The 13,974-nt window shown below is 75.6% G+C and carries 16 protein-coding genes; 6 read left to right on the top strand and 10 right to left on the bottom strand.

All coding sequences use genetic code 11. The features are described from left to right. Positions 1-60: 60 nt before the first annotated feature. From GA0070560_RS05490 to GA0070560_RS05480, 3 genes are read right to left on the bottom strand one after another with little or no spacing between them, the layout of a single operon-like run. Positions 61-1,356, bottom strand: coding sequence for a molybdopterin molybdotransferase MoeA (locus GA0070560_RS05490; protein WP_091292150.1), 1,296 nt, complete (start codon positions 1,354-1,356; stop codon positions 61-63). Next, positions 1,353-2,306 (bottom strand): UTP--glucose-1-phosphate uridylyltransferase, encoded by a 954-nt coding sequence (locus GA0070560_RS05485; protein ID WP_091292147.1) that lies wholly within the window; start codon positions 2,304-2,306, stop codon positions 1,353-1,355. Before GA0070560_RS05485 ends, GA0070560_RS05490 begins: the two co-directional genes overlap by 4 nt. A gap of 9 nt (positions 2,307-2,315) precedes the next feature. Beyond that, positions 2,316-4,481: a GGDEF domain-containing protein gene (locus GA0070560_RS05480; RefSeq protein ID WP_170839298.1), complete on the bottom strand. Its 2,166-nt coding sequence runs from the start codon at positions 4,479-4,481 to the stop codon at positions 2,316-2,318. 84 nt (positions 4,482-4,565) lie between these two features. Here GA0070560_RS05480 and GA0070560_RS05475 point away from each other — a divergent pair, with 84 nt between their 5' ends. The 3 genes from GA0070560_RS05475 to GA0070560_RS05465 all read left to right on the top strand — a co-directional run bounded on the left by GA0070560_RS05475 (position 4,566) and on the right by GA0070560_RS05465 (position 6,571). Continuing rightward, positions 4,566-5,228: a 5-formyltetrahydrofolate cyclo-ligase gene (locus GA0070560_RS05475; protein WP_091292143.1), complete on the top strand. Its 663-nt coding sequence runs from the start codon at positions 4,566-4,568 to the stop codon at positions 5,226-5,228. Between the two features lie 64 nt (positions 5,229-5,292). After that, a complete protein-coding gene (locus GA0070560_RS05470; protein WP_091292141.1) occupies positions 5,293-5,643 on the top strand; it encodes an FmdB family zinc ribbon protein in 351 nt (116 codons plus the stop codon). Positions 5,644-5,983: 340 nt separating this feature from the next. Beyond that, positions 5,984-6,571 (top strand): flagellar biosynthesis protein FlgA, encoded by a 588-nt coding sequence (locus GA0070560_RS05465; protein WP_245675376.1) that lies wholly within the window; start codon positions 5,984-5,986, stop codon positions 6,569-6,571. Between the two features lie 63 nt (positions 6,572-6,634). On the opposite strand, the gene GA0070560_RS28605 is transcribed toward GA0070560_RS05465, so the two are convergent. Then, entirely contained in the window at positions 6,635-6,805 is a 171-nt protein-coding gene (locus GA0070560_RS28605; protein ID WP_170839297.1) for a hypothetical protein, read from the bottom strand. 145 nt (positions 6,806-6,950) lie between these two features. Here GA0070560_RS28605 and GA0070560_RS05460 point away from each other — a divergent pair, with 145 nt between their 5' ends. Continuing rightward, positions 6,951-7,415 carry a hypothetical protein gene (locus tag GA0070560_RS05460; RefSeq protein WP_170839296.1) on the top strand — a complete coding sequence of 155 codons (465 nt, stop codon included), beginning with the start codon at positions 6,951-6,953 and terminating at the stop codon, positions 7,413-7,415. A gap of 19 nt (positions 7,416-7,434) precedes the next feature. Here the strand turns inward: GA0070560_RS05460 and GA0070560_RS05455 are convergent, their stop codons facing one another. Continuing rightward, positions 7,435-7,917: a DUF2231 domain-containing protein gene (locus tag GA0070560_RS05455; RefSeq protein WP_091292943.1), complete on the bottom strand. Its 483-nt coding sequence runs from the start codon at positions 7,915-7,917 to the stop codon at positions 7,435-7,437. Positions 7,918-8,115: 198 nt separating this feature from the next. Here GA0070560_RS05455 and GA0070560_RS05450 point away from each other — a divergent pair, with 198 nt between their 5' ends. Together GA0070560_RS05450 and GA0070560_RS05445 are read left to right on the top strand one after the other, a co-directional pair. Further along, positions 8,116-8,544 carry a Fur family transcriptional regulator gene (locus GA0070560_RS05450; RefSeq protein ID WP_091292139.1) on the top strand — a complete coding sequence of 143 codons (429 nt, stop codon included), beginning with the start codon at positions 8,116-8,118 and terminating at the stop codon, positions 8,542-8,544. A 77-nt stretch (positions 8,545-8,621) separates the two neighbouring features. Continuing rightward, positions 8,622-9,479 (top strand): oxygenase MpaB family protein, encoded by an 858-nt coding sequence (locus GA0070560_RS05445; RefSeq protein ID WP_091292137.1) that lies wholly within the window; start codon positions 8,622-8,624, stop codon positions 9,477-9,479. Positions 9,480-9,501: 22 nt separating this feature from the next. Here GA0070560_RS05445 and GA0070560_RS05440 read toward each other — a convergent pair whose 3' ends face one another. The 5 genes from GA0070560_RS05440 to GA0070560_RS05420 all read right to left on the bottom strand — a co-directional run bounded on the left by GA0070560_RS05440 (position 9,502) and on the right by GA0070560_RS05420 (position 13,955). Beyond that, positions 9,502-10,338, bottom strand: a complete 837-nt coding sequence (locus GA0070560_RS05440; protein ID WP_091292941.1) for a RecB family exonuclease — start codon at positions 10,336-10,338, stop codon at positions 9,502-9,504. Between the two features lie 101 nt (positions 10,339-10,439). Beyond that, a complete protein-coding gene (locus tag GA0070560_RS05435) occupies positions 10,440-11,054 on the bottom strand; it encodes a MarC family protein (RefSeq protein ID WP_091292135.1) in 615 nt (204 codons plus the stop codon). 40 nt (positions 11,055-11,094) lie between these two features. Continuing rightward, positions 11,095-11,955, bottom strand: coding sequence for a PHP domain-containing protein (locus GA0070560_RS05430; protein WP_091292133.1), 861 nt, complete (start codon positions 11,953-11,955; stop codon positions 11,095-11,097). A gap of 24 nt (positions 11,956-11,979) precedes the next feature. Further along, positions 11,980-13,218, bottom strand: a complete 1,239-nt coding sequence (locus GA0070560_RS05425) for a hypothetical protein (RefSeq protein WP_091292131.1) — start codon at positions 13,216-13,218, stop codon at positions 11,980-11,982. Next, positions 13,215-13,955, bottom strand: a complete 741-nt coding sequence (locus tag GA0070560_RS05420; protein WP_245675375.1) for a SigE family RNA polymerase sigma factor — start codon at positions 13,953-13,955, stop codon at positions 13,215-13,217. Before GA0070560_RS05420 ends, GA0070560_RS05425 begins: the two co-directional genes overlap by 4 nt. Positions 13,956-13,974 lie beyond the last annotated feature (19 nt).

Genomic DNA, 13,974 nt, shown 5'->3' with positions numbered 1-13,974 from the left:
GGGCCGACCCTCCACACCCGAGCGACTCCGGACGCCGGCGGGCGTACCGACCGGACCGGCTCACCGGCGCCGGTCCAGCAGGAGCACGTCCACGGTGGAGCCGGCCGCCGCGGTGGTGACCCGCTCGCCGAGCACCATCAGCCCGTTCGCCTCGGCCAGGCCGGAGAGGGTGAACGGCCCGCCCGGCAACGGCTGGACGGTGTAGCCACCGCCGCGCCGCTCGGCGACGTGCGCGGGACGGAACTCGCGCAGCCCGCCGGGCGAGGTGATGGTCTCCAGCAGGTGCGCCCGGACACTCGGCCGGAACACCGGCTCGGCACCGGCCAGCAGGTTGATCGCCGGGCGGGCCAGCACCTCGAAGCCGATCAGCGCCGCGCCCGGCTCACCGGGTAGACAGACCACCGGCACCTCCTCGGCGCCGACCGTACCGAATCCGAGGGCGGTGCCGGGATAGAGCGCCACCTCGGTGAAGGTGACCGGCCCGGCACGGCCACCCTCCCTCCTGGACAGGATCCGGCGGACCATGTCACCGGGACCGGTGCCGGTGCCGCCGGTGGTGATGATCAGGTCGGCGCGCAGGGTCTGGTCCTCCAGCAGTCCGCGCAGCCCTTCCGGGTCGTCGTCGCAGATGCCCACCCGGTACGCCAGCGCGCCCACCTCGGCCGCGGCGGCGGTCAACGCGTGCGAGTTGGCGTCCACCACCTGACCGGGCTGGCTGCCCCGGCCGACGTCCACCAGCTCGTCGCCGGTGGCCACGATGACCACCCGAGGGCTGGGCCGGACCACCACGTGCCCGATCCCGGTGGCGGCGAGCACAGCGACCAGCGCCGGTGAGACGTACGTGCCGGCACGGGCGAGCAGGGTGCCGGCGGGCAGTTCCTCACCGGCGCGGCGGACGCCGTACCCCCGCTTGGGGGTGCGGAATATCTCCACCGCGGCCATGCCCTGGTCGGTCCACTCCACCGGGACGACCACGTCCGCGGCGACCGGCAGCGGTGCCCCGGCGGCGACCGAGAAGCACGAGCCCGGGGTGAGCCGGACCGGCCGCCAGCTCGCCGCCCCCAGGTCGCCGACCACGTTCAATCGCACGGTACGGCCGCCCGGCCCCCCGGAGGGGACCGGACCGTAGCCGACGAGGTCCTCCCAGCGTGCCGCGTACCCGTCGACCGCCGCCTGGTCGAAGGCGGGGAAGGAGTGCGGCGCGACGACGTCCTCGGCGAGGACGTTGCCGTAGGCCTGGGTGAGGTCGAGGTCGAGCGGAGGCAGCGCGCGCAACCTGCGCAGCACGCTGCCCAGGTAGTCGGCGAGCGGCGTCAACTCGTTCGCGGCCGCCTCGGCGTCGGCCGTCGCGGTCATGTACTAGGACCGCCCGACGCGTCGGTGTTGACGAACTCCGCCAGCCACTTGCGGAACTCGGCGCCGAGGTCCTCGCGCTCGGCGGCGATCTGCACGACCGTCTGGAGGTAGCCCAGCGGCATGCCTGTGTCGTAGCGGGTGCCCCGGTAGACGATCGCGTGCACCGGCACCCCCTCGTTGCGCAGCAGCTCCATGGCGTCGGTCAGCTGGATCTCGCCGCCGCTGCCCGGCTCCGTACGCCGGATCGCGTCGAAGATCCGCCCCGGCAGCACGTACCGGCCGAGGACGGCGAGGTTGCTCGGCGCCTGCTCCGGATCGGGCTTCTCCACCATGCCGGTGACCTTGACGACCTCGCCGATGTCGGTCAGCTCGGACTCGGCGGGCTCGACGGAGGCGATGCCGTACCGGCTGGTTTCGGCCGGATCGACCTCGAAGAAGGCCAGCACCACGCCGCCGGTGCGGGCCTGGAGCTCCAGCATGGCCGGCAGCAGCGGCTCGGACGGCTTGACGAACTCGTCGCCGAGCAGCACCGCGAAGGGCGCGTCGCCGACGTGCGGCTCGGCGAACCCGACGGCGTGACCGAGACCCAGCTGCTCCGGCTGTCGGCGGGCGTGGATCGCGGCCAGCTCCTCGGTCCGCTTGACGGCGGCGAGCAGGTCGGGCTTCTTCGCGAGCCGTTCCTCCAGGTCGGGACGGCGGTCGAAGTGGTCCACCATGGCTGTCTTGCCACGCCCGGTGATCAGCAGCACGTCGGTGATCCCGGCCTGGGTGGCCTCCTCGACGATGTACTGCAGCACCGGCCGGTCGACGACCGGCAGCAGCTCCTTGGGGACCACCTTCGTGGCCGGCAGGAACCGGGTGGCCAGGCCCGCGGCCGGGATGACGGCCTTGACGGCGCGGGGACGACCGGTTGCGGCGGCCGTTGACGGGTTCGCTGAGTGCTCCGACATGTCGCGAGACTATCGGCCACGGCTCTGTCTCGGCGGTTGAGGACCGGAAGACGCGCCGCCCGTAGCAGGCTGCGTCACACCCTGGGCGGGCCGGGACGTACCGGCGGCGTACCCGCCGTCGGCCTCCACCGGGGCGACGCCGGGGCCGGCGCGGGGCAGCCCGTCGTCGGGGCTCGCCGCCCCGGCCGGGACGGCGATCTCCTCCGTCGGTGCGTCGGCGCACCGCCCGGTGACCCGGTAGCCGTCGCGCCCGGCGGCCTTCGCCGCGTAGAGCGCCTCGTCGGCGGCGTCGAGCACCTCCTGGCCGGTGCTGGCGTGGTCCGGGTAGACGGCGATGCCGATGGAGACGGTCACCGGGATGGCCAGGTGCTCGTCCACGGTCATCGGGATGTCCCGGACGGCCGAGCCGAGCCGCTCGGCGACGATCGCCGCGCCCCGGGCGTCGGTCTCGGGCAGCAGCAGCACGAACTCCTCACCGCCCTGCCGGAACGCCAGGTCGACCTCACGGATCTCGCCGCGTACCCGGCGGGCGAACTCGGCCAGCACGGCGTCGCCGGCCGCGTGGCCGTACGTGTCGTTGACCCGCTTGAACCGGTCCAGGTCGAGGGCGAGGATGCTCAGCATCCGCCCGAACCGGTTGGCGCGTTCCACCTCGCGGCGCAGCGACTCCCGCAGGTAGCGGTAGTTCCACAGCCCGGTCAGCGGGTCGGTGAGGGAGAGTCGTTGCGCCTCCTCGTGCACCCGGACGTTCTCCACCGCCACCGCCGCGTGCCCGGCGAAGGTACGCAGGGTGGCCAGGTCGTCGTCGTCGAACTCCGCGCCGCCGAGGCGGTCGTAGAGGGCCAGCACCCCCACCGCCGGGTCGCGGCCGGTCAGATCCCCGGCGGCGGGCGCGGCGAAGGGCACCGCCACGTACGTCTCGCAGTGCGGCTCGCCCACCGGCGCGGTCGCCGGTTCCACCCGCCCCCGCTGCGCCTCGCCGGTGGCCGCCACCAGCCCGATCACCCCGGCACCGACCGGCACCCGCAGTTGCCCGTCCGGCAGCCGACCCTCCAGCCCTTCGGCGCACCGCCCCACCAGCACGTCGCCGTCGTCGAGCAGCAGCACCGCGCCGGCCCGGGCCCCGGTGGCCGCGATGGCGCTGTGCAGGATCACCCGCAGGATGCGTTGCAGGTCATGGGTGCTGGCCAGCGTGTCACCGAGCACCGCGAGGTGCCCACGCAGCTGGTCCCGGCTGCTGGTCAGGGCGGTCACGTAGCTGGCGGTCTCCCGAGTCATCCGGTTGAACGCGTCGGCCAGCCGGCCGATCTCGTCCCGGCTGCGCACCGGCACCCGGGCGGTCAGGTCGCCGTGGGCGACCCGGTCCGCCGCGCCGGCCAGCTCCATCAGCGGCCGGGTGGTCACCCGGGCGAGGCGCCAGGCCGCCAGCACCGCCAGCACCGCGGCGAGCAGCACCGCGCCGAGCAGCCCGGCGGGCAACCCGGCCGGCTGTTCGCCGGGGACGGAGAGCACCAGCGGCAGCGGCTGCCCCGGCGACGGTCCGAGCCGCCGCACGTACCGGCCGTCGGGGGTCTCGGTGACCCGCTCGTCGGTGGCGGCCAGCACCGTCTCGCGTACGCCGTCGGTCTCGGTGGTGAAGGTGATCCGGTCGGCGTCGCCGTCGAGCAGGGTGACCGCGACCCCGGTCGCGGCGGCCAGCCGGGTCACGAACGCCGGGTCGACGACCTGGGCGGCGGCGACCGTGCCGAGCGCCGCGCCGGCCGGGTCGCGCAGGTCCACCCGGGCGCTGAGCGCCCGCACCGGCCCGTTGCCGGACCGGCTGCCGGAGCAGTCCTGCCACGGCGTCGGGGGTGCCCCGGGAGTGACGTACGTGATGTTGCCGGCGACGTCGGTGACCAGCACGGCGGCGGCGAGTCCCCGACTGACCACCTGACCGGCGGCTCCGGCGCGGGCGGCGGGGTCGACGCGCAGCGCCACCGCGTCGGCGGCGGCGCGCAGCTGCTGGCAGAGGGCATCGACCGAGGCGCGGACGGTGGACGCGGCGAGCCCGAGGCGGTCGGCGGAGCGGCTGCGGTCGACGGCTGTCAGGGTGGTGCCGACAAAGACCGCGCCGAGAAGCACCGGGCCGAGCACCACCGCGAGGAAGGCTGCCGTCAACCGCCCGCGTAGCGTCAACGCTTCCCCCCGGAGGTCCCCGGCCCGTTCCTGCGATGCTGACACAGAGCGACCGGCAGACAAGCGTTGCGTCAGGAGTGTTGCGTGACGGATTTTTCTGATGGTGCGGAGTCGACGCACGAGGCGAAGCGGAACACCCGCGTCGCGCTGCTCGCCGCCCGCCGGGCGCTGACCGCCGACCAGCGCGCCGGGGCCGCGGCGTCCGTCCTGGCCGAGCTGGTCGATCTGGTACGCCGGCTGCGCCCACGCCGGATGACCGGGTACGTGCCGGTGGGCTCCGAGCCGGGTGGGCCGGAGCTGCCGGAGGCGCTGCGCGGCGCGCTGCCCGCCGGAGGTGAGCTGCTGCTGCCGGTGCTCCGCGACGACCTGGACCTGGACTGGGCCGCGTACGCCGGGCCGGACTCGCTGGTGCCCGCCGGACGCGGCATGCGCGAGCCCGTCGGGCCCCGGTTGGGCCGCACGGCGGTCGGCGGGGCGGAGCTGGTGGTGGTGCCGGCGCTGGCGGTGGACCGGCGGGGCCTGCGGCTGGGCCGGGGCGGCGGCTCGTACGACCGGGCGCTGGCCCGGGTGCCGGCCTCGACACTGACCGTGGCGTTGCTGCACGACGGTGAGCTGGTCGACGTGCTGCCCGCCCAGCCCCACGACCGTCCGGTCCGCGCCGTGATCACCCCGTCGGGCGGGCTGCGTACGCTGGGTGACGCGCCCGGTGTCGATCGCCACACGTCCGCTGGACGAACCCGGGTGTGATGACGCACCATTGGCACTCGAAGACGTCGAGTGCCAACCGGCCGTGCCAGATCCGGAGGAGAACGTGCCCACGTACCAGTACGCCTGCACCGCGTGCGGCCACCAGCTCGAGGCGGTGCAGTCCTTCTCTGACGAGCCGCTGACCGAGTGCCCCGCGTGCGAGGGGCGGCTGCGCAAGGTCTTCAACTCGGTCGGCATCGTGTTCAAGGGCTCCGGCTTCTACCGCACCGATTCCCGCTCCTCCGGCGCGGAGACCAAGAGCGGCAGCACCCCCGCCAAACCGGCGAAGACCGAGAGCAGCACGTCGTCGGACTCCTCGACGTCGTCGTCGAGCACGTCGTCGACCAGCAGCTCGGGCTCCTCGAACGGCGGGGCGACCAAGGCCCCGGCCGCCAGCACGTCCAGCTCCTCCTGACCGTCGCTCCGCCGAAAGCCCCTGCCGCCTGAAGGCCGCAGGGGCTTCGGCGTGCGCCGCCGGCTCCCCGGCGCACGGCCGGGGTGAACGGCGTGGCCCGTTCGACGTGCCCTGCACCGGACCGGACAGCGCATAGCACATCCCCCACTCCGAGGGGAGTTGTCCACAGGCCCGCCGGTTGTCCACAGGCCCGGTGTCCGGGGCTCCGCCCACCCTGGCCGTCCGCCTAGCGTCCGGGACGGACATCCGAGCCGGCAGGGGCCGGCACGGTCGGGGTGGACGGCGACGGCCGGCATCGGACGCGGTGGGAGTCGCCGACGGGCGGGGCGGAGGTGGTGTCGTGGCCGGCGGTCGGACGGGCGGCTCGCTGGGACCGGTACGCCGGCCGCGCCTGCCCACCGGCGGGACGCTGCTGCGGGCCGGGCTGGTCGCCGCCCTGCTCGGGCTCGCCGTGCTCGTGCTGGACAGCGGGGAGAGCTGCCCGGCCCCGGGCCCGGCCGCACCCGGCCCGCCGGGCGCTGCCGCCACCCGAGCGTCCGGTGCCCCGGCGACGGAGGCGGGCGAGCGGTCGACCGGTGAAGCCCTCACGGGAGGGCCGGCGGCCGAAGCTGGCACCGGGGTCGGTGCTGACCGGCCGGGCCCCCTGCCGCTGCCGAGCGGGGCGGTGGGCGTACCGGTGCGGTTGGCGGAGCCGGCGGCGCTCGCCGTGCTCCGACCGGGCGCGCGGGTCGACCTGCTGGTCGTACCGGCCGGTCCGGCGGCGGCCGAAGCGGTACCGCTGGCGTCGGGGGCACTGGTGCTGGACGTGGTGGGCGGCGACAGCGGGGACGGCTCGTCGGCGCTCTACCTGGCGCTCGGGCCGGACCAGGCGCGGCGGACGGTGGGCCAGCCGGAGGGGAGCCGCTTCACGGTCGTCGTCCGGGGCTGAGCCGCCGGCGCTCCGCACCATCCGGCAGGCACGCCGCTCGGGATCAGCCGAGCGGAGGGCGGGTCAGTCCCAGTGCGGGGGGCGCTCGGCGAGCAGCCAGTCGTCGTTGCCACCGCCGCGCTCACCCCAGCCGTGGTCGGTGTCGTCGACCGTCTGCTCGGGCAGCACCACGAAGTCCTCACTGAGGTCGACGGGGCGGTCGTCGTCGCGTACGCCCGGTTCCTGGGTGCTCACGAGCGGCAAGACTAGCTCAGCCAGGGTCCTGACCGTGCGCACCGGCCCGCGCGGAAACACCGGCGACGTGGCGCGCGTCGGGGGCGGGAAGCCGTGGCGCGCGTCGGGGGGTGGGATTGCCGTGACGTTGGTAGCGTCGGACGGCGTGACGACGCCCAGCGGTGCCAGCCACGAGGACGACTACTGGCGGCGGCCGCCCGAGGGCGTCCGGCCGACGTCCCCCGCCCCCGCTCCGACCACGTCGCCGGGGCCCGGTGCCCCGGGCGCGTCCACGGGTGGCCCCGGAATCGGTGAGCCACCGCCGGCCGCACCCACCTCGCCGTCGCCCTGGGCGGCCCCGACGAACGTCCCGACACCAGCGACGACCACCCCTGTCCCGCCGTCCGGGGGCGGCTACGCCGGGCCGCCGCCGACCACCCCGCCGCCACCCGGCTGGCGACCACCGGTACGTCTGCAGGCCAACCCGCCCCGGGCCCTGCCACCGCAGGACATGGAGGCGATGGACGCGGCGGAGCAGCAGGCCCAGCGGCTCACCCACGTCGTCGGCGCGGTGGCCGGCACGGTGCTGCTGATCCTGCTCTGCCTGCTGTGCTCCCGGGCGCTCTTCTGAGCCGCGGCCGGCGGCCGGGTCAGAGCGTGTTGCCCCAGACCGACGCGGCACCCGTGTCACCGGTCAGGGTGACGTAGACCAGGGCGAACCCGGCCAGCACCACGATCACCCCGGTGAGCAGCCAGTTGACCCAGGACGGCAGGCGCGGCGTGCGGATCCGACCGCTGGTCAGCGCCAGCAGCAGGAGCGCCGCCACGGCCAGCCCCACGGTGAACCAGAGGGTCGTCTCGCCGTACTCCGAGTGCTCCTCGATCTTGGCGAGCAGCCCCGCCGGGTAGCCCTTGCCCTCCAGGAACTCCTCGAACGCCTCGCCGGACTCGGTCGCCACCCAGGTGATCGCCGGGGTCACCACGGCGAGGATCGCCACCGCCCAGCCCAGCCGGGGCCGCCAGCGCGGCACCAGCCCGTACGCGGAGGCGAGCAGCGCCAGCAGCGGGACGAACACCACCGCCGCATGGATCACCAGGATGTGCCCGGGCAGACCGTTGATCTCCTTGAACACCGACACCTCCGACGATCGACGCGGATCCGCCGCAGAAGCGTACGACCATCCATACCCCTCACGGCGCTCTCGGTCGGGTACACGCGGCGGGCGGCGCGGTGGTTCAACCCCGGATCGCGCCGCCACCTGCGCTGTGTCCGGGGCCACGCGCCGCCGGGTTCGCTTGTCGCCCCGTGGTCAGCGTGCTGTCATTGCTGCATGTCAGGTGGCGAGGAACTGCTCCGGTCGAGGGGCCTGCGGGTCACCCGGCCGCGCCTCGCCGTGCTGGACGTGCTCGCCGCCGGTGGGCACCTGGAGGTCGACGAGATCACCCGCCGGGTACGGGAGCGCCTCGACTCCGTCTCCACCCAGGCCGTGTACGACGTCCTCGGCGCGCTGTCCCGCGCCGACCTGGCCCGTCGGATCGAGCCGGCGGGCAGCCCCGCCCGGTACGAAGCCCGGACCGGCGACAACCACCACCATGTGGTGTGCCGGGGCTGCGGCCACATCGCCGACGTCGACTGCGCCGTCGGCGGCGCCCCCTGCCTCGATCCGAACATCGCCCACGGCTTCGAGGTCGACGAGGCGGAAGTGACCTTCTGGGGCCTCTGCCCCACCTGCCAGGCCCGGCGCTCCGCCGACGTCTGACGGCGGCGGCCCGGCCGCGCCCGGTCCACTCACCGCAGTCCCGGGCCGGCGGACGGCGCGCGTGGCACTCTTGGGCGGTGGACACCGACGACCTCGGCCTCTTCGGTCCCGGATCGGTCACCTGGAAGGTGCACGACGAACCGGTCCTGATCGTCGCCGGCCTGCGCTCGCTCTACCTCCAGGCGCTGCATCCCCGGGCGATGGCCGGGGTGGCGCAGAACAGCAACTACCGCGCGGACGCCTGGGGCCGGCTGGTCCGCACCGCCACGTACGTCGGCACCGTCATCTACGGCACCACCGCCGAGGCGGAGGCGGCCGGCCGGCGGCTGCGCATCCTGCACGCCCGGATGCGCGCCACCGACCCGGCCACCGGCGAGGAGTTCCGGATCGACGAGCCGGACCTGCTGCGCTGGGTGCACGTCACCGAGGTGGAGTCGTTCGTGAGCACCGCCCGCCGGGCCGGGCTGTCCCTGACCGACGCCGAGGTGGACGGCTACTACGACGAGCAGCGGCGGGCCGCCGCGCTGGTGGGTCTCGACCCGGCCGACGTGCCGGGCAGCGCGGCCGAGGTGGCCGACTACTACCGGGCCGTCCGGCCGGAGTTGCGGATGACCAGGGAGGCGGCCGAGACCGCGTTGTTCCTGACCGCGCCGCCGATCCCGTGGAAGCTGAGCCTGCCGGCCCGGCTCGGGGTGAGCCTCGGGCCGCCCCGGTGGGCGTACCTCGGTGTCGCCGGCACCGCCCTCGGGCTGCTGCCGCCCTGGGCCCTGCGGTTGTACGGCGGCCTGGGGTTGCCCACCACCGCGCTCTCCGCCGATCTGAGCGTCCGCGCGCTGCGGCTGGTGCTGGCCGCGCTGCCGCGCAACTGGCGGGAGGGGCCGTTGCAGCAGGCCGCCAAGGAGCGGGCCGCCCGCTTCACCGCCACCGCCGGCTGACCGCTCGGCGGGCCGGCGCGGGTCAGTCGCCGGTCGGCGTGGTCGGGCGGTCCATGGCCGCCCAGGGTTCCCGGCCCGGGGTCTGCGCGCCCGTCGGGCAGGCCCGGCGGTAGTCGCACCAGCCGCAGCGCGGGCCGGCGACGGTCGGGAACGCCTCGTCGGGGTCGCCGCCGTCGGCGACCGCGCGTTCGGCGGCCATGATGTCGCGGGCGGTGTCCTCGGCGCGGGTGAGCTGCCGGGCCAGGGAGTCGGCGGTGTGCTCGTGCGCGGCGACCGTCCCGGTGGGCAGGTGGTGCAGCTCCACCCGGCGGCACGGCCGGCGGAACGTCCGCTCGGCGGCGTACGCGTAGAGCGCCAGCGCCTGCGAGCCGCGCGCGTCGTCGCCGTCGAGCCCGGTGCGGCCGGTCTTGTAGTCGACGATGACCAGCTCCGGCCCGTCCGGGCCGGGACGGGAGTCGATCCGGTCGGCGCGGCCGTTGAAGGCCAGCACCGCCGTCTTCACCGCCACCACCCGCTCGACGCCGAGCGGGTCGACGCCCGGCTCCAGCGTCTCGACGTACGCCTCCAGCCAGCCGAGCGCCCGCCGGTACGCCTCGCGCTCCTGCTCGTCGTCCCGGTAGCCCTCACGCACCCAGGTGCCCTTCAGCAGACCGGCGAGAGCTTCGGGCCGACGCCGGTCGGGGGTGAGCGCGTACCAGTTCTTCAGTGCGGTGTGGACGCTGGCGCCGAGGGAGTTGTGCGCCCACGGTGGCCCCTTGGGCGGGGCGGGGCGGTCGACGTAGGAGTATCGGTAGCGGCGGGGACAGTCCTCGTACGTCCCGAGTTTGCTGGGGGTACAGACGAAGAGCCGCTCCGGCATGCCCTCGAAGCCGAGCTGCTCGGGTTGGCCGGACCGGGGACGGGGCGCTCGCACGGGACCGATCCTGCCACTCGCGTACGACAGCCCCGCACCGGCACGGCTCAGCCCATGTTGGCGTACTGGGTGACGAAGGCGGCGATGGCGTCGGCGATGAGCTGTACGGCGATCGCGGCCAGCAGCAGACCGGCGATCCGGGTCAGCACCTCGATGCCGCCGGGGCGCAGGACCTTGACGATCCCGCCGGAGAAACGCAGCACGACCCAGACCGCGAGCATCACCGCGACGATCGCGGCGGCGATGGCGGAGAACTGCCCCGCCCCGTCGGCCTGCTGCACGAAGAGCATGGTCGCCACGATCGCGCCGGGCCCGGCCAGCAGCGGAGTGCCGAGCGGCACCAGGGCGATGTTCGAGGTGACCTGCTGGCTGGGGTCGTCCGCCTTGCCGGTGAGCAGCTCCAACGCGACCAGCACCAGCAGCAGGCCGCCGGCCGCCTGCAACGCCGGCAGGTCCACGTGCAGGTAGTCGAGGAGTGTCTGGCCCGCCACCGCGAAGACCACGATGACGCCGAGCGCCAGCGCGACGGCCTGCCAGGCGGCCCGATGGCGGTCACGGGCGGTCAGCGGGCCGGTCAGGGCGAGGAAGATCGGCATCATGCCCGGCGGGTCGACGATGACCAGCAGGGTCACGAAGACCTCGCCGAAGAGCTTGAGATCCACCGGGTAAAGGTAGCCGCGCCGCTGGAGGCGGAAACGCGGATCAGCCGGAAGCGACCGGCGTCACCCCGTGCGCCTGCGCGACGATCCTCTCGTACGCCTCGACGGCGGTGGTGTGCGCGCCGAGCCGGACGCTCTTGTGCGTGCCGTGGAAGTCGGACGAGCCGGTGACCAGCAGGCCCAGCTCGGCGGCGAGGGCGCGTACGTGCGCGGCCTCGGCTGGGGAGTGGTCCTCGTGGTCGGCCTCCAGGCCGGCCAGCCCGGCGGCGGCCAGCGCGACGATCAGCTCGTCCGGCACGATCCGTCCCCGCCGGGTCGCCCGGGGATGGGCGAAGACCGGTACGCCGCCGGCGGCCCGGACCAGCTCGACCGCCCGGAAGACGTCGATGTCCTCCTTGGGCAGCCGGTACCGCTCGCCCAGCCAGTCCGGCCCGAACGCCTCGGTGGTGCTGGCGACCAGGCCCGCCCGGATCAGCGCCGCCGCGATGTGCGGACGGCCGACCGTGCCACCGCCGGCGGCGGTGATGATCTCCGACCAGCTGATGTCGATCCCGTCGGCCTGCAGCAGCCGGACGATCCGCTCGCCGCGCACCTCCCGGGCGGCCCGGACCCGGGCCAGTTCGTCGACCAGCTCCGGGTGGCCGGGGTCGAAGAGGTACGCCAGCAGGTGCAGCGGCACCGCCGGCTCGACGCCGTGCCACCGGCAGGAGATCTCCGCGCCACGGACCAGGGTGAGGCCGGGCGGCAGGGCACGCACGGCGGCGTCCCACCCGCCGGTGGTGTCGTGGTCGGTGATCGCGACGACGTGCAGGCCGGCGTCGGCGGCGGCCCGCACCAGCTCGGCCGGGGTCAGCGTGCCGTCGCTGGCGGTGGAGTGGGCGTGCAGGTCGATCGCCGGGGTCACGCTCCGACGCTACCCTCCGGCCACTCAGGAGCCGCCGGTGACCACGACCGGCCCGTCCCCGGCGGTGACGCCGCTCAGCAGGGTCGAGGAGGCGCGTTCCCCGGCCACCGTGCGGTCGGGCCGGACCCGGGTCAACGCCCCGCCCCGGTCGACGTAGGTGGCGACGGTCGAGCCGGTCCACGCCACCGCGCCGCTGACGACCGGACCGGCGGTCCGGACGGTGAGGCCCGGGCTGGCCAGGTCGACCAGCAGGGCAGCGCCCGTGCTGCCGGTACGGCCGTTGACCAGCAGCCAGCGGCCGTCGGCGGAGACCGCGCCGAGGCCGTCGTCGGTCAGGGCGGGCCCGCAGCCGGTGCGGCCCGGGTCGAGCGTCACCGGGTCGAGCAGGGCCAGGCAGGACCGGCGGGCGTCGGCGGCGGGCACCCGGGCGGCGAGCCGGCCGTCGGGCAGCACGCCGTAGACGTCGAGGACGCCCCGGTCACCGGCGGGCAGCGGCCCCGGGGCCGGCTGCCAGAGCAGGTGCCCCCCGTCGCGGGCGCGCACCAGCAGGCGGTCGCCGACGAAGCGGACCGGCACCGCGCCGGCCGCGGCGGGGGTGCCGGTGGCGGCGACGAGCTGCCGCCCGACGAGGCCGGCCACGAAGAGGCCGTCGCCGTCGCGCCAGGCCACCCGCCGCCCGTCCGTGGTCAGGGCGATCTCCTCCGCGCCGGCCAGCAGCACATGTGGCGACTCGCCGGGGGGAACGACCCACAGGGTGCGGCCGCCCGGGGTTGGCGCGGAGACCACCAGCCAGCCGCCGCGGTCGGGCAGTCGCTGGGCCCGCTCCACCGGGCCGAGGCCCAGGTCGTGCCGTTTCCCGTCGGCGGTGACGAGGGCGCCGCCGACGACAAGTTCCGCCTGGCCGTCGGCGGGCGGGGAGTCGGGCGCGGGGGCGACCGGCCAGGAGGCGGCGACGGTCGGACCGCCGAGCACCACGACGGGGCTGGTGACCCGGCCGGGGTGGTCGCCGAGCTGGGCCATCCCGGCGGTGAGCGCCGAGGTGGCGACCACGGCGAGGCCGATCCCGGTGAGCGTGCGCCGGCGTCGGATGCGCCGGGCCTGCCGGATCGCCAGCCCCGCCGGATCGACGGCCAACGGCGGGGGCGCGGCGACCCGGCGGGAGAGGGTCTCCCGCAGCGCACCTTCCAGGTCGTCCCGCGTCACAGCTGTGGAACGCTCCGGGCCGCCGGTCTGGTTGTCCGCCCGGGCGGGGGTGGACGTCATCGTGACTCCCCGCCGACCGCCGCGGGTCGGGTCCGGCCGGCGCCGACCGGCGGCACGCCGACGGGCCGCCCGCCGTGGGTCTGGACCGGCGTGGGCGTGCTCCGCCCGCCGTCGGTGGCCGGGCGGCTCGGCCGCCGCGTCTCCGCCGGTACGGCCGGTGCGCTCGACCGCGCCCGGGAGCGTTCCGTGGCCGGGGGCGGCGTCCGGGCCGTCGCCTGCCGCTCGTCCGGCAGTTCCAGGGCCGCCTCCTCGCCGAGCCGGCGGCGCAGCGTGGCCAGCGCCCGGGAGGTCTGGCTCTTCACCGTGCCCGGCGAGATCTCCAGCAGGGCGGCGGTCTGCGCCTCGGACATGTCCTCGTAGAAACGGAGCACCAGCACCGCCCGCTGCCGGGAGGGCAGCGCGCTCAGGTGCCGCCAGAGCACGTCCCGGTCGAGCTGCTGCGCGATCTCGTCGACGCCGGCCCGCTCGGGCAGCACCTCGGTGGGGCGTTCACCGTGCCAGCGCCGCCGCCACCAGCTGGTGGAGGTGTTGACCATGACCCGCCGGGCGTACGGCTCGACGGCCTCGATCCCGCCGAGCCGCTTCCAGGCCAGGTACGTCTTGGTGAGCGCGGTCTGGAGCAGGTCCTCGGCGGTGGCCCAGTCCCCTGCCAGCAGGTACGCGGTGCGCAGCAGGGCGCCGGAGCGGGCCGCGACGAACTCGCGGAACTCCTCCTCCAGCGGGTCCCGTCCGCCCACCGCTCACCTCCGTGCCCCG

The organism is Micromonospora halophytica (assembly GCF_900090245.1).
GTDB lineage: Bacteria > Actinomycetota > Actinomycetes > Mycobacteriales > Micromonosporaceae > Micromonospora > Micromonospora halophytica.
The sequence above is the reverse complement of the archived record's forward strand: the minus strand, read 5'-3'. Positions and strand labels throughout refer to the sequence as shown.

Bases quoted from the DNA above. Each gene is read 5' to 3' on its own strand.
- GA0070560_RS05490 (WP_091292150.1), bottom strand. From the start codon at position 1,356: ATGACCGCGACGGCCGACGCCGAGGCGGCCGCGAACGAGTTGACGCCG.
- GA0070560_RS05485 (WP_091292147.1), bottom strand. From the start codon at position 2,306: ATGTCGGAGCACTCAGCGAACCCGTCAACGGCCGCCGCAACCGGTCGT.
- GA0070560_RS05450 (WP_091292139.1), top strand. From the start codon at position 8,116: ATGTCAGGTGGCGAGGAACTGCTCCGGTCGAGGGGCCTGCGGGTCACC.
- GA0070560_RS05440 (WP_091292941.1), bottom strand. From the start codon at position 10,338: ATGCCGGAGCGGCTCTTCGTCTGTACCCCCAGCAAACTCGGGACGTAC.
- GA0070560_RS05425 (WP_091292131.1), bottom strand. From the start codon at position 13,218: ATGACGTCCACCCCCGCCCGGGCGGACAACCAGACCGGCGGCCCGGAG.